This window comes from Parabacteroides sp. CH2-D42-20, assembly GCF_003670185.1.
Lineage (GTDB): Bacteria > Bacteroidota > Bacteroidia > Bacteroidales > Tannerellaceae > Parabacteroides > Parabacteroides distasonis.
In genome coordinates this window covers 1-24,030 of record NZ_RAYG01000037.1, presented here as the reverse complement: position 1 = coordinate 24,030, position 24,030 = coordinate 1, and the positions used below count along the sequence as shown (strand labels likewise).

The 24,030-nt window shown below is 48.1% G+C and carries 21 protein-coding genes and 1 tRNA gene; 12 read left to right on the top strand and 10 right to left on the bottom strand.

Annotation, left to right across the window (positions count from 1 at the left end):
• Nucleotides 1-7 precede the first annotated feature (7 nt).
• Nucleotides 8-745 (top strand): MIP/aquaporin family protein, encoded by a 738-nt coding sequence (locus D7V92_RS19160; RefSeq protein WP_005855011.1) that lies wholly within the window; start codon nucleotides 8-10, stop codon nucleotides 743-745.
• Here the strand turns inward: D7V92_RS19160 and D7V92_RS19155 are convergent.
• The 7 genes from D7V92_RS19155 to D7V92_RS19125 are packed head-to-tail and all read right to left on the bottom strand — an operon-like array spanning nucleotide 711 to nucleotide 7,149.
• On the bottom strand, nucleotides 711-1,190 hold the full coding sequence (locus D7V92_RS19155; protein WP_005865036.1) for a HyaD/HybD family hydrogenase maturation endopeptidase: 480 nt from the start codon (nucleotides 1,188-1,190) through the stop codon (nucleotides 711-713). The two genes, D7V92_RS19160 and D7V92_RS19155, sit on opposite strands and share 35 nt — an antisense overlap.
• A complete protein-coding gene (gene cybH, locus D7V92_RS19150) occupies nucleotides 1,187-1,924 on the bottom strand; it encodes a Ni/Fe-hydrogenase, b-type cytochrome subunit (protein WP_121773548.1) in 738 nt (245 codons plus the stop codon). The genes D7V92_RS19155 and cybH overlap by 4 nt, the downstream gene beginning before the upstream one ends.
• 14 nt (nucleotides 1,925-1,938) lie before the next feature.
• Complete coding sequence (locus tag D7V92_RS19145; protein ID WP_005865041.1) at nucleotides 1,939-3,660, bottom strand: nickel-dependent hydrogenase large subunit; 1,722 nt, start codon at nucleotides 3,658-3,660, stop codon at nucleotides 1,939-1,941.
• Nucleotides 3,661-3,675: 15 nt separating this feature from the next.
• Nucleotides 3,676-4,773, bottom strand: a complete 1,098-nt coding sequence (locus D7V92_RS19140) for a hydrogenase small subunit (RefSeq protein WP_005865043.1) — start codon at nucleotides 4,771-4,773, stop codon at nucleotides 3,676-3,678.
• 19 nt (nucleotides 4,774-4,792) lie between these two features.
• On the bottom strand, nucleotides 4,793-5,842 hold the full coding sequence (gene hypE / locus D7V92_RS19135; RefSeq protein ID WP_121773547.1) for a hydrogenase expression/formation protein HypE: 1,050 nt from the start codon (nucleotides 5,840-5,842) through the stop codon (nucleotides 4,793-4,795).
• A gap of 6 nt (nucleotides 5,843-5,848) precedes the next feature.
• The gene (gene hypD / locus D7V92_RS19130) at nucleotides 5,849-6,928 is read right to left on the bottom strand and encodes a hydrogenase formation protein HypD (RefSeq protein WP_036651536.1); all 1,080 of its coding nucleotides are present in this window, start codon (nucleotides 6,926-6,928) and stop codon (nucleotides 5,849-5,851) included.
• On the bottom strand, nucleotides 6,916-7,149 hold the full coding sequence (locus D7V92_RS19125; protein WP_005865048.1) for a HypC/HybG/HupF family hydrogenase formation chaperone: 234 nt from the start codon (nucleotides 7,147-7,149) through the stop codon (nucleotides 6,916-6,918). The genes hypD and D7V92_RS19125 overlap by 13 nt, the downstream gene beginning before the upstream one ends.
• Before the next feature lie 159 nt (nucleotides 7,150-7,308).
• On the opposite strand from D7V92_RS19125, the gene hypF reads away from it, so the two are divergent.
• From hypF to D7V92_RS19105, 4 genes are all read left to right on the top strand, one after another.
• On the top strand, nucleotides 7,309-9,591 hold the full coding sequence (gene hypF / locus D7V92_RS19120) for a carbamoyltransferase HypF (protein ID WP_036618011.1): 2,283 nt from the start codon (nucleotides 7,309-7,311) through the stop codon (nucleotides 9,589-9,591).
• Nucleotides 9,592-9,603: 12 nt separating this feature from the next.
• Nucleotides 9,604-9,951 carry a hydrogenase maturation nickel metallochaperone HypA gene (gene hypA, locus D7V92_RS19115; protein ID WP_005855027.1) on the top strand — a complete coding sequence of 116 codons (348 nt, stop codon included), beginning with the start codon at nucleotides 9,604-9,606 and terminating at the stop codon, nucleotides 9,949-9,951.
• Nucleotides 9,952-9,980: 29 nt separating this feature from the next.
• Nucleotides 9,981-10,733 (top strand): hydrogenase nickel incorporation protein HypB, encoded by a 753-nt coding sequence (gene hypB, locus D7V92_RS19110; RefSeq protein WP_121773546.1) that lies wholly within the window; start codon nucleotides 9,981-9,983, stop codon nucleotides 10,731-10,733.
• A 79-nt stretch (nucleotides 10,734-10,812) separates the two neighbouring features.
• Entirely contained in the window at nucleotides 10,813-12,873 is a 2,061-nt protein-coding gene (locus D7V92_RS19105; RefSeq protein ID WP_005855031.1) for an acetate--CoA ligase family protein, read from the top strand.
• Nucleotides 12,874-12,935: 62 nt separating this feature from the next.
• Here the strand turns inward: D7V92_RS19105 and D7V92_RS19100 are convergent, their stop codons facing one another.
• On the bottom strand, nucleotides 12,936-13,553 hold the full coding sequence (locus tag D7V92_RS19100; RefSeq protein ID WP_005855033.1) for a recombinase family protein: 618 nt from the start codon (nucleotides 13,551-13,553) through the stop codon (nucleotides 12,936-12,938).
• 139 nt (nucleotides 13,554-13,692) lie between these two features.
• A tRNA-Ser gene (locus tag D7V92_RS19095) sits at nucleotides 13,693-13,779 on the bottom strand.
• A gap of 139 nt (nucleotides 13,780-13,918) precedes the next feature.
• On the opposite strand from D7V92_RS19095, the gene mltG reads away from it, so the two are divergent.
• From mltG to D7V92_RS19060, 7 genes are all read left to right on the top strand, one after another.
• Entirely contained in the window at nucleotides 13,919-14,968 is a 1,050-nt protein-coding gene (gene mltG / locus D7V92_RS19090) for an endolytic transglycosylase MltG (RefSeq protein WP_121773545.1), read from the top strand.
• A 104-nt stretch (nucleotides 14,969-15,072) separates the two neighbouring features.
• Complete coding sequence (locus D7V92_RS19085) at nucleotides 15,073-16,674, top strand: thiamine pyrophosphate-dependent enzyme (protein ID WP_008780255.1); 1,602 nt, start codon at nucleotides 15,073-15,075, stop codon at nucleotides 16,672-16,674.
• Complete coding sequence (locus tag D7V92_RS19080) at nucleotides 16,671-17,252, top strand: indolepyruvate oxidoreductase subunit beta (protein WP_005865060.1); 582 nt, start codon at nucleotides 16,671-16,673, stop codon at nucleotides 17,250-17,252. Before D7V92_RS19085 ends, D7V92_RS19080 begins: the two co-directional genes overlap by 4 nt.
• 213 nt (nucleotides 17,253-17,465) lie before the next feature.
• On the top strand, nucleotides 17,466-17,975 hold the full coding sequence (locus D7V92_RS19075; protein ID WP_008778142.1) for a TlpA disulfide reductase family protein: 510 nt from the start codon (nucleotides 17,466-17,468) through the stop codon (nucleotides 17,973-17,975).
• Between the two features lie 5 nt (nucleotides 17,976-17,980).
• On the top strand, nucleotides 17,981-18,769 hold the full coding sequence (locus tag D7V92_RS19070) for a 4Fe-4S binding protein (RefSeq protein ID WP_121773544.1): 789 nt from the start codon (nucleotides 17,981-17,983) through the stop codon (nucleotides 18,767-18,769).
• Between the two features lie 121 nt (nucleotides 18,770-18,890).
• On the top strand, nucleotides 18,891-21,317 hold the full coding sequence (locus D7V92_RS19065; protein ID WP_121773543.1) for an alpha-L-rhamnosidase N-terminal domain-containing protein: 2,427 nt from the start codon (nucleotides 18,891-18,893) through the stop codon (nucleotides 21,315-21,317).
• An 18-nt stretch (nucleotides 21,318-21,335) separates the two neighbouring features.
• A complete protein-coding gene (locus D7V92_RS19060; protein WP_121773542.1) occupies nucleotides 21,336-23,066 on the top strand; it encodes a bifunctional UDP-sugar hydrolase/5'-nucleotidase in 1,731 nt (576 codons plus the stop codon).
• A gap of 240 nt (nucleotides 23,067-23,306) precedes the next feature.
• Here D7V92_RS19060 and D7V92_RS19055 read toward each other — a convergent pair whose 3' ends face one another.
• A complete protein-coding gene (locus D7V92_RS19055) occupies nucleotides 23,307-23,531 on the bottom strand; it encodes a hypothetical protein (protein ID WP_005865070.1) in 225 nt (74 codons plus the stop codon).
• Nucleotides 23,532-24,030 lie beyond the last annotated feature (499 nt).

Sequence of the window (24,030 nt, the reverse complement as noted above, 5' to 3'; positions counted from 1 at the left end):
TTATCTTATGTCTCCATTTTTAGCGGAATTATTAGGGACTATGCTCTTGATCTTGATGGGAGGAGGAGTTGTAGCGAATGTCTGTTTGTCGAAAACAAAAGGCAATGGAGCGGGCTGGATAGCGATAACGACCGCTTGGGCTTTAGGCGTATTTATCGGTGTTGTGGTAGCCGGCCCTTATAGTGGCGCACATTTGAATCCGGCGGTATCGATCGGCTTGGCGATCGGAGGGACTTTCCCTTGGTGTGATGTATGTACTTATATAGCCGGGCAAATGATAGGTGCCGCTTTGGGCGCTTTATTGGTCTGGCTGGTTTATAAGGATCACTTCAACGCTACGGATGATCCGGATGCGGAATTAGGCGTATTCTGTACGAGTCCTGCTATCAAAGATTATCCAATTAATTTCTTAGGTGAGATGATCGGTACGTTCGCCTTGATGTTTGTCGTATTTTTTATAACGGACGGAGAACTAACCTACGAAAGCAATAGTACCTTGCCGATAGGTTTAGGTTCGGTAGGTGCCATTCCGGTAGCGTTTACGGTCTGGGTAATCGGCCTTTCCTTAGGTGGAACTACCGGTTACGCGATTAACCCTGCCCGTGATTTAGCTCCCCGGTTCATACACTTTATTTTGCCGATCAAGGGAAAAGGCAGCAGCCATTGGGAGTATGCTTGGGTACCTGTTTTAGGGCCGATAGCTGGGGCCGCTATTGCCGGTATGCTCTATTATGTATTGAAATAATCTCTTGTATCATCCGGATCACTTTCGGAACCGCAGCCTTTACCTCGGGTGTCAGATCCATTCCGACCTCGTTGATATTGAGGGCGGAGATGACAATGAGATGGGTTTCCGGGAGATCGTCGGTTAGGATCATGGCGTCGATCATATCTTTTAGACCGATCTCGTGGGCGCTCATGAGCGGGGGAAAGTCGGTGGCGTAACGAGGTTGGATCAGACGGACGGTGCCCGGAGGGTTATTATCCAGCGTGGCGTCGATCATGATGATACGGTCATACCCTTGCAGCCAACTTAATAAATGAAGCCCTCCCGTGCCCCCGTCCATCAAATGGACGTGAGCCGGGAGCTTCTCGTTTTCTAAAGCCTTGATAACGTGTATGCCTACACCTTCGTCTTTCAGCAATAAATTGCCTACTCCTAATACTAATGTTTCCTTCTCCACTTTCATCCTTTTTTAGCGATCTTAGTGATAGTCTCGGCAGTCTCGGTTACTTCTTCCTTGTCCGCTATGTCTTCCTCGATAAACTTCCAGCCACCGATGATGGACGAAGTCTCGCCACGTTGCTCGATATAGTCATGATAAAATACCAGATAAATATGAACGATAGCGAAAAGGATGAAGAACCACATCAGGAAATGATGAATCTGGCGAGCCATCAAATCCCCACCCATCAAGGGAACCGTCCACGCGAACAGTTGCGGGAAGAAGGACTGGCTCATCTTTGCGTACAGGCCGAAACCCGTGATGCTTTGCAACAAGAACGCCCAGAACGTACCGAAATAGATCAAGCTGGCCAAGGCGTTATGCCCGATACTGTCTACCGGTTTGTTCTTGATCATCAGGATATCTACCTTGATCACCTCCAATACCTCTTTCCATTGGGATTTCTTTAAAGGGATGAAGTTATTCCATCTGGCATAACGATTCCCGACGAATCCCCAATAAAGCCGGAATACGAAATTGAAGAAGAATACGAACGCTGTTACGAAATGGATAAACCGAACCACGCCGAACCAATAGCTGAAATAAGCCTCCGAAGCGGACATGATCGCAGGAGGATCGGCGATGATAAAGCCTGTCACGCAGAGTATGGCGATACAGAGCGCATTCACCCAATGATAGATACGTACGGGTAATTCCCATACATACACTTCTCTTAAACGTTTCTTACGACTCTTCATGGCTCTATTGCTTTTTAGAATGTATCAACTTGGTGCACATATTTTCCTTCCTCGTCATACAGATGCACGGCACAAGCCAGACAAGGATCGAAAGAGTGGATCGTCCGAAGAATCTCTAAGGGTTGCTTCGGATCGTATATCGGCGTACCGATCAAAGCGGACTCGTAGGCGGACAATACGCCGTTCTCATCCCTCGGTGAGGCGTTCCAAGTAGTAGGCACTACCATCTGGTAGTTCTTTACCCGGTTCTTGTCGATCACGATGAAATGGGCTAATGCTCCACGGGGAGCTTCGGCTAATCCTACGCCTTGCTCATGATCGGGCCAGTTCTCCCGTTCCCATTCGGCACTGTTTGCCATCCGGGAATCCCCGTTCTCTAGGTTCTTGATCAATTGGTTGAAAAACTCAAGGGCCCAGTCTGCTGCCATTCTACATTCCAATCCACGAGCAGCGGTGCGTCCTAGGGTAGAGAATAAAGCATCTACCGGCAAGTCGAGCTGACGTAAAGTCTCGTCTACGATACTCTTTTGGGGTTCCTTCCCTGCGGCGTAAGCTACGATCAAACGGGCTAACGGACCCACTTCCATTGGTTCCTGTTTCCACCGTGGTGTCTTGATCCAACTATATTTATCCTCTACGTCCAATAACTTATAGGGGGGACGAGGGCCGGTATATTCCAGATGGGTCTCTCCCTCGTAGGGATGCAAACCGGCTTTGTCTCCTTGCGTGTATTTATACCATGAATGATAAATGTACTCCTTGATTTCCTCCGGGGAGTTAGCGTCTACGGGATGTACCTTACTTAGGTCACGATCCAAAACAATTCCTCTGGGGATCTTATAACTTTCCACTTCCCCGAGATCGAACATCGGATAGTCTCCGTAAGACAAATAGTTTCGTACTCCTCCGCCAATCTTACTCCATTTGTCTTTATAAACATTGGCGATCATCAATAAATCCGGGATATAAACTTGATTGATGAATGTTTTCGCCTCCTCTAGTTTCTGCTTTACCAGAGCGAGTCGATCTGCGTTGATCGCATTGGCCTCATTTAAGTCGATGCTGCAAGGCATACCGCCTACGATATAGTTTGGATGCGGATTCTTGCCCCCGAACACGGCGTGTACCTTAACGACCTCTTTCTGCCATTCCAACGCGTCCAGATAATGGACGGTAGCGATAAGGTTCTGTTCCGGCGTAAGTTTATAGTCCGGATGTCCCCAATACCCATTGGCGAATATACCAAGCTGCCCGCTGGCAACGAACTTCTTTAGCCGTTGTTGTGTGGCGGTGAAATACCCCTCGGTATTCTTTGCCCATGGAGAAAGTTGCTGGGCAAGTAAAGCGGCGGCTTTCGGATCGGCTTTTAAGGCGGATACCACATCTACCCAATCCAATGCATGCAATTGATAGAAATGCACCGTATGGTCATGCATGTACAATACGGCTTGCATGATATTACGAACCATACTGGCGTTGGGAGGGATCACGATACCCCGTGCGTTCTCGACCGCCCGTACCGAGGCAAGCGAGTGGATGGAAGTACATACGCCGCAAACACGGCCTACGAAAGCCCATACATCCCGGGGATCCCGGTCTTTTACGATATTCTCGATGCCCCGCACCATGGTACCCGAGCTATAAGCGTTCTTGATCGTGCCACCTTCTATTTCAGCCTCTACCCGCAGGTGGCCTTCTATACGGGTAATGGGGTCTATGACAATTCTTTCTGACATGATAGTAGTGTTTTATTAGATCGTAGATTTACTTTCCGGCTCATCATTGTCGATAAGCTCTTTTTTCCGTATGTTAGTTGCTACGGCATGTACGGCGATACCGGCGGCGGTAGCGGCTCCTAGAGCCAGACCGATCTGATCCGCCGTGGCCTCGATACCGAATCCGTGTATATCGGGCATACGTTTATAGAACGGGCTGTTGTCCCAGAAATTCTCCTCGCTGCAACCCAAACAGGGGTGACCGCTCTGGATCGGGTAACTGGTGCCCTCGTTCCATTTGATGATACCGCACGAGTTATAGGTGCTCGGACCTTTGCATCCCACTTTATACAAGCAGTAGCCATGCTTGGCGTTCTCATCGTCGAAGCTTTCCACGAACAAGCCGGCGTCGAAATTCGCACGGCGGTAGCACGTATCATGTACCCGGCGTGAGTAGAACATCTTCGGACGGCCCAATCCATCCAATTGTGGCATACGATCGAAGGTCAACATATAGATAATGACACCCGCCATCACGTCGGCGATCGGAGGACAGCCTTGTACATTAATAATAGGTTTACCTTTGATGACTTTATGGATACCTTTAGCGCCGGTAGGATTCGGGTTCGCCGCTTGCACGCAACCGGCGGAAGCGCAGTTGCCCCAAGCGATGATCGCTTTAGCTCCTGCGGCGGCCTCTTCGGTGATCTGCAAGGCACTCTTGCCGCCTACGCAACAATAAGCCTCGTCTTTTGTAGGTAACGATCCCTCGATCATCAGCAGATAATTGCCGTAATATTTTTTCATGGTCTCTTCCTTAGCGGCCTCGGCCTGTTCGCCGGCGGCGGCCATCAGCGTCTCGGTATAGTCTAGGGAAATCTTGTCTAACAACAAGGTAGCCACGATCGGGTGGGCGGCACGGATAAACGATTCGGTACAACAGGTACATTCCTGTAGGTGTAGCCAGATGATCGGAAGGCGGGGTTTCGTCTCCAAGGCATTTACTACCTGTGCCACTCCCGAAGCCTCCAATCCCATCAGGGCGGCCATGGTGGTACAGAACTTCAGGAAGTCCCGGCGGGAGATGCCTTTCTGACGGCACTCTTCGTAAACGGACGGTCTTTTATTTTCCATATCTCAGCAATTAAGTATTCTAACAAATACGGGGGAGTTGCTCCCCGCTTAGCATATCGATGATCCGGTAGTTACCGTATAATGTCTTCATCTTGACCCGGGCTTGCTCTCCGCTTTGCTTGGTGATACGGCCGATAACGGTCGCTTGCCTGCCCTCCTCAAAACGTCTCATAAGGGGTAACGCTTGTTCCGCAAGGCTTTCCGGCAGGATCACAAGAACCAATCCTTCGTTCGCTATATAGAGTGGGTCTAATCCTAGCATCTCGGATGCGGCACGTACCGCTTCCGGAATAGGCAGGGCGTCTTCGTCCAGCAGGATATCCACACCAGCGTCTTGGGCGATCTCGTTGAGGGTTCCGCTTACGCCACCTCGGGTGGGGGCACGTAAGACATGTACCTCTCCTATAGTATGTAACAGCTCAGAAATCATAATGTTTAGCGAAGCGGTATCACTTTTTAGATCCGTCTCGAATCCCAAGCTTTCCCGTGCGGAAAGGATCGTGATACCATGTAGACCAATCGGGCCGCTACAAATGACGACATCGCCGGGAGTCGCTTGGCCTGGGGCGATTCGTATGCCCGGAGGGACGATCCCGATCCCACTGGTGTTGATAAACAATTTATCGCATTTGCCCCGTTCCACCACTTTTGTGTCTCCTGCTACGATCTGTACGCCGGCACGCTCCGCCGCACGTTTCATGGATTGTACGATACGCTGAAGATCTGCTAGAGGCAAGCCCTCTTCCAGTATAAACCCGGCGGTCAGATACAAAGGACGGGCACCACAACAAGCCAAATCGTTAACGGTCCCGTTGATCGCCAGATCACCGATATCTCCTCCGGGGAAAAAGATCGGGTCTACCACGAAGGAGTCGGTAGAGTAGGCCAGTCGCCCTTCTTCCATAGGGAACACGCATCCGTCATGATCCTGCTCCAATAATGGGTTCCGGAAAGCCGGATAAAATACTTGGCTGATCAGTTGGTGTGTCATGCGTCCTCCCCCTCCGTGCGCTAGTAACACACGGTCTGAGTCGGTAAAAGGAATCGGGCAATTCAAGTGTATATCCATATCTTTCTATTTATATCTATAATAAGCGGCACAAACCCCTTCCGAGGAGACCATCGGGGCTCCCAGCGGATGGGTGGGATGGCAGGCCTTCCCGAAATGGGGACAGTCCGAGGGTTGTCTCAAACCTCTCATAATCAGTCCGGCGATACATTCGGATGCGATCTGGTTTTCTTCCGGACGCAATTGAAATCTCATTCGGGAGGAATATCTTTTATATTTGGATCGAAGTTGAAGCCCGCTGGAGGGGATGATTCCGATGCCCCGCCAGTCTTGGTCGCAAGGTTCCAACATCTCGTCTATAAGTTGGCGGGCGGCGGCATTCCCTTGCTCGGGAACGGCCCGTTTGTAAGCGTTCTCTACCTCATAACTTCCGGCTTCCAACTGGGAGACACAGCGATAAATGCCATATAATAGATCTACCGGCTCGAATCCGGTGACGACCATCGGGATTTTATAGTGGGCGGCTAATCGGTGATAGGCCCTGTTGCCTGTGATGGCGCAGACATGTCCGGCTGTCAGGAAACCGTCTACTTTACTTTCCGGATCGGATAAGATAGCCTCGATAGCGGGTGGTACCGTGAATAGGGAAGTCAATATGGAAAAGTTCGGAAGTCCTCGGCGTATGGCCTCTTTCAAAGCCATGAGGTGGACAGGTGCGGTTGTCTCAAAACCAATCGCGAAGAATACGATTTCCTTATCCGGGTTCTCCTCGGCCAGTGATAGGGCATCCAAGGGCGTATATAGCATACGGATATCCGCTCCTCTCGCTTTTACGCTCAATAAATCCTCCTTACTTCCCGGAACTCGCATCATATCCCCGAAAGAGGCTAAGATCACATTCGGCTGTGTCGCCAACTTCAAGGCGTAGTCGATTGTCTCGACCGGTGTTACACAGACCGGGCAGCCCGGCCCATGGAGCAGTTGAAGATCCGGCGGCAACATCTCTTCCAGCCGATAACGGGCGATAGCATGTGTTTGCCCGCCACAAATCTCCATGATATACCAAGGTCGTGTCACCTTTTTGCGGATGGCCTCCAGAAGAGTTTGTACCTTCTCGTTGCTTCTATATTCGTCTACGAAACGCACTTTTGTAATTCTTTAAGGTCTTTCAGTGTTTCCTCCGCTTCTTTCTCATCTACAACAGATATAGCGATCCCTGCGTGAGCGAGGATATAATCCCCCTGTTTCACATCCACCCATTCAATACATATATTCTTTAGGATGCCTCCGAAATCAACTTTAGCCATGGTCATTTCGGGGATGCTTCGATCGATTGAGATAATCTTTCCGGGTACCGCTAAACACATATCGTTTCAATTTATTTAATAACCTCAAAGATACTTAATATGTTTAAGAGGGAAAGATAAAATTGATAAATATTATTTATAAGATGATGGATAATATCTCTTTAGTAAATACGATAGTCGATTCGTGTCTGATTAGACATTTATTCCTATATTTGTGCTATGGCGAAGAATAAAGTATATGCGTTGATTATTCAAGGCTTGGTTCAAGGGGTTGGTTTTCGCCCTTTTATCTACCGGATCGCTAAAGATCTGGGGATGAAAGGTTGTGTGGAGAATATGAATAATGGAGTACGTATATTGGTTGCCGCTACTCCGGATGATCGGGATTTGCTGATAAGTCGTATACGGACCGAGCATCCTCGTGTCGCTTATATCCATCGGATCTCCTATACATCTACGGAAATGGATGAAGATGATTTTGACGATTTTACGATTACGCCCAGCCATTCAGAATCGGATGAGGTCACGCAGGTCTCCCCGGATATCGCTGTTTGTGCGGATTGTATGCGAGACCGGACTACGCAACCCCATCGAATCGGATATCCTTTTATTAATTGTACGCATTGTGGCCCTCGTTTCTCTATTATCCGGGACCTTCCTTACGACCGTTCGCAGACAACGATGGGCGGTTTCCTTATGTGTCCCGATTGTGAGAAAGAATATACGAATGTTATCGATCGCCGTTTCCATGCCCAACCGGTCGCTTGCAATCATTGTGGCCCGACTTATTACGCGACTTATAACGAGGAGACTTATATCGATTATGAGACCTTATTGAAACTTACCTCTCGTCTATTGCTTGGTGGAGAGGTTATTGCGGCTAAAGGAATCGGAGGCTATCATTTGATTTGTGATGCCTCGAACGAGAGAGCGGTTGCCCGTCTGCGAGAGATAAAGCAGCGGGATACCAAACCATTCGCTGTTATGTTCCGTGATTTGGAACATTTGCAGGTCTATACGGCTACGGAACCGATGGAGGAGCGATGCCTCGTCTCTTGGCGCCGTCCGATCGTGCTGCTGAGGCAACGGAGCCGGTTAGCTTCCGGAATCAATCCGGGCATGCATACGCTAGGATGTATGTTGTCTTATATGCCGATTCATTACGATTGGTTTGCTCGTACAGGGATACCTGCGTTGGTAATGACCAGCGGGAATCTAAGCGATTTGCCAATAGCGATCACCCCGGAGGATGCGGAGGCGCAATTAGCGGGAAAGGTAGCGGTCCTCTTGCATCATAATCGCCCGATCCATAACCGGGTAGATGATTCTGTATTGCAGGTCTGCGGAGGACAACCTTGCTTGATCCGTCGTTCCCGGGGCTATGTGCCGGAACCCTTTTTCACGGATACAAATGTGGAGGGGATCATGGCTTTCGGTGCGGAGAAAGTGAACACGTTCGCTTTGGGGAAAGGAGAGACGATCCTGCAAAGTCAATATATTGGCGACTTAAAGAACTGGGAGACTTTCCGGTTCTATACGGAATCTATGGAGCGGTTTCGTCATTTGTTTCGTTTCAATCCCCAGCGATTGGTTTGTGACCTGCATCCGGATTATCTTTCCAGCCAAGAGGCGGAACGTATCTCGAAATCTCTTTCCTTACCTTTATTAAAGGTACAACATCATCATGCTCATGCCGCTGCTTGTATGTTGGAGCATGGATTGAATGAGCCGGTTCTCGCTATCGTGATGGATGGGACAGGTCTGGGTGATGATGGTAAGGTTTGGGGAGGCGAGTTCTTCTTTTGTGACCGAGCGAAATACCGTCGCCTTTCCCATTTTGAGTATGTCCCGTTACCGGGAGGCGACAAGGCGGCTGAGGAGCCATGGCGAATGGTTGTCGCCTATTTGTGGCATTATTTCAAGGACGAACCGTCGGGTATTCCTTATCCGGCCGATTTCGTGGAACGCATAGGCACGGAAAGGATCGCTATGCTTGAACGAATGATGGAGAAAGGTGTGAATACACCCTATACATCCAGCGCTGGCCGGCTGTTTGATGCGGTAGCTTCTTTATTGGGGATTTGCGATGTCTCCAGCCACCAAGCGGAGGCTCCGGTCTTATTGGAGCAGGCGGCGATGGGAGAGAGGAACGCTTATGCGTATCCAGTCTCGGCGGAGGGAGAGGAAATCTCTTTTTATTCTTTGTTTGAGGCATTATTGCATGATAAGACGAACGAGGTCCCGGTGAGCTTGATATCCGCCCGTTTCCATACGACATTGGCTTCCTTGTTTGTGCAGAAAGCCCGCTTGTTGATTAAACGGACGAAAGCGACACAAGTGGTTATCTCGGGAGGATGTTTCCAGAATAAATTATTGACGGAGTCGATGAGGAGACAGTTCATCATGGCTGGGGTCCCCGTCTATATTCCGTCTCGTATACCTTGTAACGATGGGGGGATAGCCGTGGGGCAATTAACGATCGCCTCGGTGACTCCCTTTTAAAAGAGATCAGATATGCATGAGTTGTCTATAGCCCGTAGCATCGTGGAGCTGGTCGAGGAACAAGCGGATAACCGGGGAGCCTCGGTGGTCGAAGAGTTGGAGTTAGAGATAGGACATTTGTCCGGCGTAGAGATCCAAACCTTAGAGTTCGCATTGGATAGCGCCATAAAAGGTAGCAAGCTGGAAAAGGCCCGGATTATCCGTCATTATATTGAGGGGGAAGGACAGTGTAGCGACTGTGAGACCATTTTCCCAATGAACGCCTTGTTTTCCCCTTGTCCCCATTGTGGCTCCTATTTAGTTAAAATCCTTAAAGGGAAGGAACTTCGGGTGAAGTCGATTGTTATTAAAAAGGAATGATATATTAATGAAATAAAAACTTAAATACTATGTGCGGAACTTGCGGATGCGGAGAGCATCATCACCATCACGATCATACGCATGAGCATTCTCATGGCCATGAACATCATCACCATCCTGATGAGGGGATCGTAATCAATCTGGAACAAGATATACTTCAACGTAACAACTTATTGGCGGAGCGAAACCGGGGATATTTCGAGGCTAAGAACCTGTTCTGCCTGAACTTGATGAGTTCGCCCGGATCCGGTAAGACAACCTTGCTGGAAGAGACGATCTGCCGTTTGAAAGCGAAGCGACCGATCTATGTGATAGAAGGCGATCAACAAACCTCAAACGATGCCGACCGTATAGCGGCGTTGGAGATTCCCGTGTTTCAGGTAAATACCGGTACCGGCTGTCATTTGGAAGCCGACATGGTCAATCATGCCGTTAAGCATCTGAATCCGAAGGAGGGAGCGATCCTTTTTATAGAGAATGTCGGCAATCTGGTCTGTCCGGCCATGTTCGATCTCGGAGAGTCCAAGAAAGTCGTTATCGTGAGTACGACGGAGGGAGATGATAAACCGTTGAAATACCCACATATCTTTCAGGAGGCAGATATCTGCGTAATCAACAAGATTGATCTGGCTCCTTATCTGAATACAAAAGTGGAAGTGCTTCGGGAAAACGCCTTGAAGGTAAATCACCATCTCCAGATATTCGAGGTGTCCGCCACGAAAGGAGACGGGATGGATGCATGGTGTGACTGGTTGCAGACAGAGAGTGCAAAGTGTAAATAAATACCCCGGGTTTTAATGAATAAATGGAGAAAAAAACTATATTTGCTCCCATTCATTGAATCTAACTAATCAAAATGTTATGATTAACCGAGAATTGATTAATCCTCAAAGCATCGTAGTGGTGGGAGGTTCCAACAACGTACATAAACCGGGCGGTCGTATCGTGCGAAACCTGTTGGATGGAAAATATAAAGGAGAATTATGTGTGGTAAACGCCAAGGAGACAGATGTGCAAGGCGTCAAGTCTTATCCTTCTGTACATGATATCCCGGAGACTGAGTTGGCGATCATCTCGATTCCGAGTAAATCGTGCCCCGAGGTGATGGAAGTGCTGGCCCGGCAAAAGGGGGTAAAAGCTTTTATCGTGATCTCGGCCGGCTTCGGCGAGGAGACACACGAGGGCGGTATCTTGGAGCAACAGATGCTGGATGTCGTGAATGAGGCGGGAGCTTCCTTGATCGGCCCGAACTGTATCGGGTTGATGAATATGAATTATCATGGCGTGTTTACGCAACCGATACCGGAATTCCATCCCGATGGCGTGGATTTCATCTCTAGCTCCGGCGGTACGGCCTTGTTCATTATCGAGTCGGCGCTGACAAAAGGGCTGCGTTTCTCTTCTGTTTGGTCGGTTGGGAACTCCAAGCAGAATGGAGTAGAGGATATCCTTGAATATATGGATCGGAACTTTGATCCGGTATTGGATTCCAAGATCAAGATGTTGTATATCGAGCAAATCAAGCAACCGGATAAATTGTTGTATCATGCGTCTTCCTTGATACGTAAGGGATGCAAGATCGCCGCTATCAAGGCGGGAAGTACGGAGTCGGGAAAGCGAGCTGCCTCTTCGCATACGGGCGCTATCGCTAGTTCGGACTCTGCCGTGGAGGCTTTGTTCCGTAAGGCGGGTATCGTGCGTTGTTTTAGCCGTGAGGAATTGACTACCGTGGCGAGTATCTTTACCTTGAAAGACGTGAAAGGGAAGAATTGTGCGATCGTGACACATGCCGGAGGGCCTGCGGTAATGCTGGCGGACGCTTTATCCAAGGGGCGTTTGAATGTTCCTAGTTTGGAAGGCCCTATCGCTGATGAGTTGAAATCCAAACTGTATCCGGGTGCCGCTGTCGGTAATCCGATTGATATTATCGGTACGGGGACACCGGAACATCTGGCTACAGCCATCGATTTCTGTGAGAATCGTTTCGATAATGTGGATTTGATGATGGTCATCTTCGGTAGTCCCGGTTTGGTAAAACTTTATGATACCTACGAGGTACTTCATAAAAAGATGGAAGAGTGCAAGAAGCCGATCTTCCCGATATTACCGTCTATCGTAACGGCCGGACCGGAGGTGAAGAGCTTTGTCAAGAAAGGCCATGTGAACTTCTCGGACGAGGTGACATTGGGTACCGCCCTTTCACGGGTGATCAATACGCCGAAACCGATGAGCACGGATATCCAGCTATATGGCGTGGATGTACCGGAAGTTCGTCGTATCATAGATCGGTTGCCGGGTAGCGGTTATTTAAATCCGGAGGAAGTGCGTACATTGTTGCGTGCCGCTAATATCCCGTTAGTGGAGGAATATGCTTCGGATGATAGGGATGCGTTGCTGGCTTTTGCCAAGAAGGTGAAATATCCGGTGGTAGCCAAGGTTGTAGGGCCTGTGCATAAGAGCGATATCGGTGGTGTGGCCTTGAATATCCGTGGAGAAGAGCATTTATTGTTCGAGTATGAACGTATGATGCGTCTGCCGGGTGTTACGGGCATCATGGTACAACCGATGTTGAAAGGACAGGAATTATTCTTGGGAGCTAAATATGAGGATCGTTTCGGCCATGTGGTACTTTGCGGGTTGGGTGGAATCTTCGTGGAGGTATTGAAAGATGTGTCTTATGGTTTGGCTCCGTTGTCATACGATGAGACTTATTCAATGATTCGTTCTTTGAGAGGGTATCCGATCATTAAAGGTACACGTGGGCAAAAGGGTATCGACGAGCAACAATATGCGGACATTATCGTTCGCCTCTCTACCTTATTGCGTTTTGCCAGCGAGATAAAGGAAATGGATATAAATCCGTTGGTGGCTACGGATAGAGGCTTGTTCGCTGTAGACGCCCGTATCCGTATAGAGAAATAAAAAAACAAGCTCCTTTCACTACTGAATGCTAATATACTTAGCAGAGGTGAAAGGAGCTTTTCTTATTTTTTAGTCTTCTTCTTTTTCTTATCGGGAAGATACTCTTTCAGAAAGCGTTTGAAGCTACTTAACGATACATTGTATTTCTCCGCTATCTGAGCGTAAGTCAAGCTCGGGTCTTTCAAGTCTTTCTCGATTTGTTCCTTATAAGGCTCCAAGCGTCCCATTTGTTGACTACCTTTCGGACGGCCCAGCACCACACCTTTACTTCTGATCAAGGCAAGGGCTTCCTTCGTACGGATAGAGACCAGCTTTCGCTCGATCTCGGAGACCAGACCGAAGGTAAAGGCCAAAGTCTTACTGTCGATATTATCCTCGAACACATATCCGTCGCTTACGCTACGAAGCGTTACCTTTCGCTCTATACAAAGCAAAATGATATGGATGATCTCGATCATCTTACGGCTCACACGGGATATATCGGACACAAGTATCTCATCCCCGGGACTTAAAGATTTGACAATACTTTCCAGTCTGCGGTTCGCACGAGGACTATTTCCCACCTCTTTAGCCCACTTCCCGATCTCTATCTTCTGAGATTCGGCAAATTCCCGGATCACAGCTTCTTGGACCTCGGAGTTTTGCTTATTATTATATGTTCGGATAAAAGCAATTGTCATAATGTATATATTTAATTATCTCCTTTTAATAACAGATCGACTTACGATAAGTTCAAATATGACAAATATATGAAACACTTTAATTCGGTTGGCTTAAAAACAAAAAAACCAACTAATAAATTTATTAGTTGGCTCTTTGCGGAAGCGGGGGGATTCGAACCCCCGGTACCCTAACGAGTACGTCAGTTTAGCAAACTGGTGGTTTCAGCCACTCACCCACACTTCCTTGTGTGTTCTGTGCTTCTTCCTTAGAATTGCGATGCAAAGGTAGAACTATAATTTTAAATAAACAAGGCTTTGTACATCATTTTTTTCGAAAAAAGATACTACTTTTGTGCCTTATTCTGATATTCAATAGATTATTCATGGATTTGAACAAACAAATTTTATCGAGGCGTCCGATAATTATCGCCTTGATAGCGATTCTCGTTGTTTTGATAGGCGGTGGAGGCTTTTGGGTGTACCGTTTGGCTTGGGCTCCGAATTTTAAGCCGGATAAGACGGTCTATGTCTATATAGATGATAAAAAGGATTTTGATGATCTTTGCCGGCAGTTGAGTGATTCGGCGAACTGTCTCCGTATCGGTAGCTTTAAGCAATTGAGTGGATTGTTGAAGTATCCTGCGTCCATGCGTACCGGTCGATACGCCGTGAAGCCCGGCATGAGTAATTTAACCTTATTGAATGACTTGCGGAGAGGACATCAAGTAGCGGCCCGGGTTACTTTTAATAATATCCGTTTCAAGGAAGATTTGGCGGAACGTATAAGTGATCAATTGATGTTCGGGAAGGAAAATCTCCTGCGTTTATTGAATGATTCTGTGTATTGCGACTCTTTAGGTTTTACCCCGGAAACGATCAATGCCCTCTTCATTCCTAATACCTATGAGATTTATTGGAATATATCCGCGGATAAATTTATACGTCGCATGAAGCGTGAATATGACGCTTTCTGGACACCGGAACGATTGAAAAAGGCAGAGGAGATCGGGCTTACTCCAGTCGAGGTATCTATCTTGGCTTCTATCGTAGAAGAGGAGACGGCGGCATCGGACGAATATCCAATCGTGGCGGGCCTTTATATCAACCGCCTTCATGCTGGTATTCCTTTACAGGCAGACCCTACCGTAAAGTTCGCGGTGGGGGATTTTTCTTTGCGACGTATCTTATTTGAGCATTTGGAAATAGATTCTCCCTATAATACCTATAAATATGCGGGCCTGCCTCCTGGTCCTCTACGGATTCCTACTATCAAGGGCTTGAATAGCGTATTGAATCATACGAAACATAAATACTTATACATGTGCGCTAAGGAGGATTTCTCGGGACGGCATAATTTCGCCGTGACGTTGGCGGAGCATAACCGCAATGCCAACCGGTATCGGGCGGAGTTGAATAGGCGCCGGATACGGTAATGGATCTAGTATAAATCATAAGTCTCTCATTCTAAATTGAACATTTTTCATTACCTTTGGCGGCTAAATAGTGTGAATAGTCAATATTAAGAAAACAGATACACATGGAAAAACATTTATTTTTGGGGGACGAGGCCATAGCACAAGCCGCTATAGACGCTGGAATCTCCGGGGTATACGCATACCCGGGAACCCCTTCTACTGAAATCACAGAATATATCCAAGGTTCTCCGGTAACGAAGGAAAGAGGTATCCATTGTCGCTGGAGCGCGAATGAGAAAACCGCCATGGAAGCCGCTTTGGGTATGTGCTATGCCGGTAAACGTGCGCTTTGCTGCATGAAGCACGTGGGTTTGAATGTAGCCGCCGATTGCTTTATGAACGCCGCTATGAGCGGTATCAACGGAGGTATGATCATCCTTACGGCCGACGACCCATCCATGCACTCTTCCCAGAATGAGCAAGACAACCGTATTTATGGCAATTTCGCCATGATCCCGATGTTTGAGCCATCCAGCCAGCAAGAGGCTTATGATATGGTATATCATGGATTCGAGTTATCCGAGAAATTAGGGTATCCTATCTTGCTGCGTGTAACGACCCGTATGGCGCATTCTCGTGCCGGTGTCGTAACCAGCCCGTTGAAGCCGGAGAACCGGATGAATTGTCCGGAAGACGGTCGTCAACGTTTTATCTTACTCCCGGCATTGGCCCGTAAACGTTTCAAGAGTTTGCTGGCGTCTCAAGAGGCTTTCACGGAAGCTTCCGAGAATTCCGCGTATAATAAGTATTTCGATGCCCCGAATAAAGACTTGGGTATCATCACGACGGGTATCGCTTTCAATTATCTTTCCGAGAATTATCCGGACGGTTTCGAGCATCCCGTATTGAAGATCTCCCAGTATCCGCTTCCGAGAAAGCAAGTGGAGAAGATCGTTGGCGAGTGTAAGGAGATCTTGGTGTTGGAAGAGGGATATCCGGTCGTTGAAGAGCAATTAAAAGGTTTCTTGGCGAAAGGCGTGACGGTTCATGGCCGTCTGGACGGTACGCTTCAGCGTGACGGCGAGCTTACGCCAGACGCGGTAGGCAAAGCCTTGGGTAAGGAGATCCAGAGCTATTATGCGATCCCCGAGGTGGTTGAGCAACGTCCGCCCGCATTGTGCCAAGGTTGTGGACACCGGGATATGTATGAGGCCTTGAACGAGGTGATCGCCGAGTATAACGGTACGGCTAAGGTGTTTGGCGATATCGGCTGTTATACCTTGGGAGCTTTGCCTCCTTTCCGTGCGATCGATTCTTGTATCGATATGGGCGCCTCCATCACGATGGCGAAGGGCGCTTCCGATGCGGGTGTATTCCCTGCTATCTCCGTGATCGGCGATTCTACGTTTACCCATTCCGGTATGACTGGTTTGCTGGATTGCGTGAACGAGAACACGAATATCACCATCGTTATCTCCGATAATGAGACGACGGCCATGACCGGAGGGCAGGATTCCGCCGGAACAGGACGTCTGGAGTCTATCTGCGCCGGTATCGGTGTGGATCCGGCTCACATCCGTGTGATGGTTCCTTTAAAAAAGAACTTCGAGGAGATGAAGTCTATCATCCGTGAGGAAATCGAGTACAAGGGCGTATCCGTATTGATCCCCCGCCGTGAGTGTATCCAGACATTAACCAGAAAGAAAAAAGCAAGCAAGAAATGAAAACAGATATTATACTATCAGGTGTAGGAGGACAGGGTATCCTTTCTATCGCCGCCGTTATTGGAGAAGCCGCCTTAAAAGAAGGTCTGTATATGAAGCAAGCGGAAGTACACGGTATGAGTCAACGGGGTGGAGACGTGCAGTCTAACCTGCGTCTTTCCGACGAGCCGATCGCCTCGGACTTGATCCCGAAGGGCCACGCCGATTTGATCATCTCCTTGGAACCGATGGAGAGCTTGCGTTATCTGCCTTACCTGAAGAAAGAGGGTTGGCTGGTGACGAACTCCCGTCCGTTCGTGAACATCCCGAACTATCCGGAGATCGAGAAAGTGAACGCCGAGTTGGACAAGCTCCCTCACAAGGTCGTATTGGACGTGGAGGAGATCGCCAAGGAAGCGGGTTCTGTCCGTGCCGCCAATATCGTGATGCTGGGGGCTGCTACCCCATTTATCGGGATCGAGTATGATAAGATCGAGGCGGGAATCCGTCAGATATTCGGTCGTAAGGGCGAGGATATAGTTAATATGAACCTAAAGGCATTGAAAGCCGGTTATGACTTAGCGCAAAGTCTGCGGTAAATCTTTCTCCGGGTTTGCATGGTATCAGCGTACGTGACATCTCCGGGTTTCACGTACGTTTTTTTTAACATCTAACCCCCTAGAACTTTTAGAAGAGCTGTCGAGGGGTAGGTACAGCATCGTAGAACTTTCGTAAGCCTTAGAATTATGCGGTTTGATGAGAATTTTAATGTATCTTTGTCGCTGAATCCTAAACGAGAAATGATTAAGGTTATGAAGAAGTATTTATTGGCTAGTTTACTAGCGTTATTGGCTTTCGTAGGCAAAGCTCAGGAGGATAATTCCGATATCGTGAAGGTCGGTGATACCATGCCGTCATTTACGATTGTTTCCGACAACGGGAGTAAGTTGCAGTCCGCTTCGTTAAAGGGAAAAGTGATCCTCGTGAATTTCTTCGCCACTTGGTGTCCTCCCTGCCAAAAAGAATTGGCCGCTGTCCAACAAACCCTCTGGCCGAAATACAAGAACAACAAGGACTTCGTTCTCTTGGTGATCGGGCGTGAGCATTCCGATGCCGATCTACAGAAATATAACGAGAAAAAAGGCTTCGATTTTCCTTTGTATCCCGATAAGGACCGGGCTATTTTCGGCGCTTTCGCCAAGAACTTGATCCCTCGTGGCTATTTGGTCGGAAAAGACGGGAAGATCATTTATACGAGCAAAGGCTATACCGATGAGGAATTTGCTGAGTTAATGACTAAAATAGAGGGTGCGTTAAAATAAGAATCATGAAATATAGTAACATACATTTAATTTATTTTTCTCCGACACACACGTCCGCCAAGATCGTTTACGCGATAGCGGAAGGAATGGGTGCCACTTCGATGTCCGAGTCGGATGTCACTTGTGAGAGTCTGGATATGGAAGAGTATATTGATGATGAGCTGACGATTATAGCCGCTCCTGTATACGGTGGCCGTGTGGCGGAGACTGCCATGGAACGTTTTCGCATGTTCCGTTCTGCCCACCATGCGCCGGTAGTCCCCGTGGTACTGTATGGGAACCGGGATTATGAGGATGCCTTGAAAGAGCTCTGTGATTTAGTGTCGGAGCAGGGGTTCGTACCTGTGGCTGCCGGAGCGTTTATCGGCGAGCATTCTTTCAGCCGCAAGGGGATGCCCATTGCCGAGGGGCGTCCGGACGAGTCGGATCTTAATCAGGCTACGGAATTCGGGAAAAAGATTATCGAGGAGCTGGAGAAGGTTTCCTGCGTGGAATGCTTGTCCGCCTTGGAGGTGAAAGGTAATTTCCCGTATCGGGTGAAAGGCCCTTCCACTCCTCAAGCTCCTGTTACGGATAATGATTTATGTACGCAATGTGAGTATTGCGTGGATGTGTGTCCTACACATGCGATATCCTTGGCAGACGAGGGTATGTATAGCGACCCGAACCTATGTATCAAATGTTGCGCCTGCGTGAAAGAGTGTCCCGAGGGCGCACGTACTTTCGATACTCCTTACACGGCGATTCTCCATAAGAACTTTAGCGCGCGCAGGGAGCCGGAGATATTCTTCTAATGGAGGACCGGGCATCCGGTATATGGTGAGGGAAAGCGTCAAAAGGCAAAAGTTCTTTTGGCGCTTTCTCTTTTTTTGTACCTTTGTTCGGATCGTTAATCTCAAATAATACCGTGTTTGTATGAAAACCTATTTATTCCTTTTGCTTTTTGTGTTTCAAGCCTTTTCCCTTTCCTCCCAGATTAGCCTGAAAGGGTATAATCAGGAGAAGATCGATCCTTCTCTTTTCGAGGGACGATGGAAAGCCCGTTGGATCTCCTACCCGGGTGAGGCCCCGAATGTATATGGGGTCTATCATTTTCGTAAATCGTTCGATCTGGAGGTGGTTCCTTCCCGGTTTATCGTCCATGTTTCCGCCGATAACCGTTATAAATTATATGTAAACGGGAAATTGGTATCCTTGGGCCCGGCCCGTGGGGATATCTATAACTGGAGTTTCGAGACGGTGGATCTGGCTCCTTATCTGAGGAAAGGGAAGAATACGCTGGCCTCCGTTGTCTGGAATTATGCCGAGCGGAAACCTGTTGCCCAGATCAGTTACGATCAGACGGGTTTTATCCTGCAAGGCAATACGGGGCATGAGGCGGTGGTAAATACGGATACCACTTGGGTCTGCCTGCGTAATAAGGCGTATGCTCCTTGGACCGAATGGCAGGTATTGGGGTATTACGTGGCTGGCCCGGGTGAGGAACTGGAAGCCTCCGCTTATCCTTGGGGCTGGGAACAACCGGATTACGACGACAGGAAATGGGAGAAGGCCGTACGGGGCATGGAAGGTGCCACGAAAGGATCGAGAGATTACCCGGGACGGTTGCTGGTTCCTAGCCCGATACCTCCGATGGACAGCCGGATCGAGCGTCTGGCCAAGCTCCGCCGGTCGGAAGGGATCGAATGCCCGCAAGGATTTCCTTACTGGCCAAAAGCTTTGACGATCCCGGCGAATACGGAGGTCCGCTTGCTTCTGGATAATGATTACCTGACGACGGGTTATTTCTCCTTAGCCTTCAGCAAAGGAAAGGAGGCCGAGATCCATATCGGTTATTCGGAAGCCCTCTATAAGCAAGAAGAGGAATCGACCACTAAATCGTATGCGTTGAATGGCAAGGGACATCGGGACGAGTTGACGGATAAGCAGTTTATCGGGTACGGGGATAAGATACTGGCTGATGGGGGAGATAATCGTCTCTTCACCTCCCTGTGGTGGCGTACATGGAGATATGTGGAGTTGAAAGTGAAGACGGCTTCAGAGCCTTTGGTGATCGAGGATATGTATGGGACTTTCTCCGCCTATCCTTTCCGTAACGAGACCGCTTTCTCCGCTCCGGGACATGAGGAGCTGGGCCGTATGCTCGAGATAGGATGGCGTACCGCCCGTCTGTGCGCCAATGAGACGTATATGGACTGCCCGTATTACGAGCAACTGCAATATTTCGGGGATACACGCATACAGGCAATGATTTCCATGTATAATACATCAGACCCTTATATGGTGAAGAATGCCATAGAGCAAGGACGGCAGTCCATGGTGGCGGAAGGGATTACGATGAGCCGATATCCGTCTAGCGTACATCAGTTTATATCCTCGTTCTCTCTCTGGTGGATTTGTATGGGGCACGATTATTGGATGTACCGTGGGGATGAGGCATACATGAAGACCTTGCTTCCCGCTTACCGTCAGGTTTTGTCGTGGTACGAGCAATGGTTGAAGCCGGATTATAGTTTGTCCTACGTTCCTCATTGGTTCTTCGTGGATTGGGCGGCCGGTTTTGATTATGGCGAGCCGATACGGGAGAAAGAGGGAAACTCGGCGCTCCAAGATTTGATGTATATAATGACCTTGGAGTTTGCGGTGGAGATGGAACAAGCGATCGGCCTCCCTGCCATGGCGGATCATTACCAGAAGATCGCTACCGAGATGCGTAAGACGATCCGCCCGAAATATTGGGATGCTGCCCGTAATCTATTCGCCGATACGCAGGATCATCGCAGCTATTCCCAGCATGTGAACGCCTTGGCGATCTTGACTGGGGTTACGAAAGGGGAGGAGGCCGTAAAGGTGATGAACCAAACCTTGGCGGATACGAGCTTGATCCAGTGTACGATCTATTTCCGTTATTACTTGAATCAAGCGTTGAAAGTTTCCGGTTTAGGGGATCAGTTCTTGGATAACTTACAAATATGGCGGGATCAGATGGCGTTGGGATTGACCACATGGGCAGAGATGCCGGAGCCATCCCGTTCTGATTGCCATGCTTGGGGAGCCAGTCCGAATATCGAGTTTTACCGGATCTTGTTGGGGATAGATAGCGATGCTCCCGGATTTAGGAAGATACGGATCGCTCCGTCTTTGGGAAAACTGAAGGAGGTTTCCGGTACGATCCCACATCCGCTTGGAAGCGTGACCGCCGCTTATAAATTGAATGAAAGAGGTGAGGGAACCGCCCGTCTGGTCTTGCCGGAAGGTACTACGGGTATATTTATCTGGGATGGAAAAGAAATCCCGTTGAAACCGGGCGAACAGGTTATTTCGTTATCTTCGCGTCATTAATCTATCTAAAATCCTGATATGAGACGAGTTTATTCAATTGCCTTATTGCTGCTGGTCGCTCTCGGTCTGTCGGCGACAACGAAGGAAGTAAAGTTGAAATTAGTGGAAACCAGTGATATCCATGGAAACTTCTTCCCGTATAATTTTATCGAGCAGCGGGAGTGGGGAGGAAGTCTGGCACGGGTATATTCGTTCGTGCAAGAAGAACGCCGGGCGTATGGCGATAACCTTTTGCTATTGGATAATGGCGATATCTTGCAAGGACAACCTTCGGCGTATTATTACAATTTCATGGATACGGTCTCTACGCATATAGCTTCCGCCATGATGAATTATATGGGGTACAATGCGGGAAATATGGGTAACCATGATGTAGAGGCTGGCCATGCCGTTTTCGATCGTTGGATCAAACAATGTGATTTCCCTATCTTGGGTGCCAATATTATCCGTACCTCCGACCGGGAGACCTATTTAAAGCCCTATGAGGTATTTGAGCGTGATGGTGTGAAGATCGTTGTACTGGGGATGATTACTCCGGCTATTCCTGTATGGTTGCCGGAGACTCTGTGGCAAGGTCTTTATTTCGCCGATATGGAAGAGACGGCCCGTAAATGGATGAAGATCATTCAGGAGAAGGAGAAACCGGATGTTGTGGTAGGTATCTTTCATGCGGGAAATGAGGCTCGTACCATGTCCGGCCAGTACCGTGAGGATGCGTCGATGGAGGTTGCCCAGCGCATTCCGGGCTTCGATGTGGTTATGATGGGGCATGATCATCGTCGGTATTGTGGTAAGGTGGCGAATATCGAGGGAGATTCCGTGTTACTGATAAATCCGGCAAGTAATGGGCGTGTAGTCGGTTCCGTTGATGTCGTGTTAAAGATGGAGCATGGAAAGGTTTTGGATAAACAAGTATCGGGTGTTTTGACGGATGTGGATAAGTTGGAGCCTAGCAAGGAGTTTATGGAGAAATTCGCTCCGCAATACAAAGCGGTGAATGATTTTGTCTCCGAGAAGGTGGGAACTTTTACGGAGAGTATCGCGACCCGTCCCGCTTACTTTGGGCCATCCGCTTTTATTGATTTTATTCACTCTTTACAATTGGAGTTGACTGGTGCGGACGTCTCTTTTGCCGCCCCGTTATCCTTTGACGCAAAAATAGATAAAGGGGATATCACGATCAGCGATATGTTCAGTCTTTACAAATATGAGAATATGCTTTATACGATGAATTTGACGGGAGCCGAGATCAAAGGTTTCTTGGAGGAATCATACGCTATGTGGACCAACCGGATGAAATCTCCGGACGATCATGTCTTATTATTGAAAGAGAGAAAGAAAGGACAGGAGAATTATGTCTCATTCGTCAACTTCAGTTTTAACTTTGACTCCGCAGCTGGTATCATTTACACCGTGGATGTAACGAAACCCAAGGGCGAGAAGATCACGATCTTGAAAATGGCGGATGGTAAGCCTTTCGACGAGAATAAAACGTATAAAGTAGCTCTTAACTCTTACCGAGGTAATGGAGGAGGTGAGTTATTGACGAAAGGGGCCGGCATTCCCCAAGACGAGTTAAAGAGTCGTATCATTCATTCGACCGATAAAGACCTCCGTTATTATATGATTCAATATATAAAGGAAAAGGGTGTACTTAGCCCACAACCTTTAAACCAATGGCAAATGATCCCGCAGGATTGGACGAGACCGGCGGCCGAACGGGATTGTAAGTTTCTTTTCGGGGAATGAGTTTCCGTCCTTGAAGTGTCTGGTTTGCGATAGTATCTCAATGGGAAACGGTGGTAAAGTCAATGGAATAGAGATGGTTTCTCAATGACTTTACGGCCGTGTCCCATTGACTTTTTTGTATCCCGTATTAGGGATGTTGCTGATAGGTTAGGGCGCAAGGGGCGCATCTTTACGTATGTTTCTAAAACTTTTTCTGTAAATAACGTTTATACCCCTCTTGTCTGTAGAGTGATGTAAATATTATTTTTCTAAAAATGTTTCTTTGAAAGCGTAAAGATGCGCCTTTTGCGCCCTAGGATTTTTACCGGGGAATTTTCCTGATGCCTTAACATGTGGATATACAGTTGTTTGTGTGGTTCTTCCCTCTTCGGCTTTTTGGGTCTTTGGGGGGCGATATAATGGGTCCTTACCCACGTTTACGTGATCCGAAAGCACTAAAACCAAGTGCATTTCGCATGATTTCATGAGCTAAAAGCCGTTTTTTCTGTGTGATTTCCTATCGGGGCCAAGATGATGTTCATCGTTTTTATTACGTGCGAATGTACTCGTGGAGCACTTGTTTTAAGTGCACGTGGTGACACGTGAGGCCACGTGAGCCGAGAATGGATATCGACGTATTATTAATGTATGCGATCCCCCTCGTGAAAAAAACTTGAAAAATAATACCGGAAAAGTTTGGAGGTTATGTTTTATAACACTACTTTTGCACCCGCATTCGAGAGAGAACGCCGGTACAAAATGATGAAACAAACTTTTAGAAAAAAAAGTTTCGAAATAATTTGGAGGTTTAAAATAAAAGTCCTTATCTTTGCAGCCACGTTCGCAAAACGAAAGCGACAAAAGAGTTCTTTGAGAGATTTACATAATTCAACAAGTAGTACAAGTATAGGAGAAGAAATTTTCCGGATTGATACCGTCAAAGAAGTATGACTTTGGACTACAATAACGGATTCCGGAGCGAGGA

Bases quoted from the DNA above. Each gene is read 5' to 3' on its own strand.
- hypF (WP_036618011.1), top strand. From the start codon at position 7,309: ATGGCGAAGAATAAAGTATATGCGTTGATTATTCAAGGCTTGGTTCAA.
- D7V92_RS19065 (WP_121773543.1), top strand. From the start codon at position 18,891: ATGAAAACCTATTTATTCCTTTTGCTTTTTGTGTTTCAAGCCTTTTCC.
- hypE (WP_121773547.1), bottom strand. From the start codon at position 5,842: ATGGATATACACTTGAATTGCCCGATTCCTTTTACCGACTCAGACCGT.
- D7V92_RS19060 (WP_121773542.1), top strand. From the start codon at position 21,336: ATGAGACGAGTTTATTCAATTGCCTTATTGCTGCTGGTCGCTCTCGGT.
- D7V92_RS19125 (WP_005865048.1), bottom strand. From the start codon at position 7,149: ATGTGTTTAGCGGTACCCGGAAAGATTATCTCAATCGATCGAAGCATC.
- D7V92_RS19085 (WP_008780255.1), top strand. From the start codon at position 15,073: ATGGAAAAACATTTATTTTTGGGGGACGAGGCCATAGCACAAGCCGCT.
- D7V92_RS19100 (WP_005855033.1), bottom strand. From the start codon at position 13,553: ATGACAATTGCTTTTATCCGAACATATAATAATAAGCAAAACTCCGAG.
- mltG (WP_121773545.1), top strand. From the start codon at position 13,919: ATGGATTTGAACAAACAAATTTTATCGAGGCGTCCGATAATTATCGCC.
- D7V92_RS19075 (WP_008778142.1), top strand. From the start codon at position 17,466: ATGAAGAAGTATTTATTGGCTAGTTTACTAGCGTTATTGGCTTTCGTA.
- D7V92_RS19140 (WP_005865043.1), bottom strand. From the start codon at position 4,773: ATGGAAAATAAAAGACCGTCCGTTTACGAAGAGTGCCGTCAGAAAGGC.
- hypB (WP_121773546.1), top strand. From the start codon at position 9,981: ATGTGCGGAACTTGCGGATGCGGAGAGCATCATCACCATCACGATCAT.
- D7V92_RS19055 (WP_005865070.1), bottom strand. From the start codon at position 23,531: ATGAAATCATGCGAAATGCACTTGGTTTTAGTGCTTTCGGATCACGTA.
- D7V92_RS19105 (WP_005855031.1), top strand. From the start codon at position 10,813: ATGATTAACCGAGAATTGATTAATCCTCAAAGCATCGTAGTGGTGGGA.
- D7V92_RS19070 (WP_121773544.1), top strand. From the start codon at position 17,981: ATGAAATATAGTAACATACATTTAATTTATTTTTCTCCGACACACACG.
- D7V92_RS19155 (WP_005865036.1), bottom strand. From the start codon at position 1,190: ATGAAAGTGGAGAAGGAAACATTAGTATTAGGAGTAGGCAATTTATTG.
- D7V92_RS19160 (WP_005855011.1), top strand. From the start codon at position 8: ATGTCTCCATTTTTAGCGGAATTATTAGGGACTATGCTCTTGATCTTG.
- hypA (WP_005855027.1), top strand. From the start codon at position 9,604: ATGCATGAGTTGTCTATAGCCCGTAGCATCGTGGAGCTGGTCGAGGAA.
- D7V92_RS19080 (WP_005865060.1), top strand. From the start codon at position 16,671: ATGAAAACAGATATTATACTATCAGGTGTAGGAGGACAGGGTATCCTT.
- cybH (WP_121773548.1), bottom strand. From the start codon at position 1,924: ATGAAGAGTCGTAAGAAACGTTTAAGAGAAGTGTATGTATGGGAATTA.
- D7V92_RS19145 (WP_005865041.1), bottom strand. From the start codon at position 3,660: ATGTCAGAAAGAATTGTCATAGACCCCATTACCCGTATAGAAGGCCAC.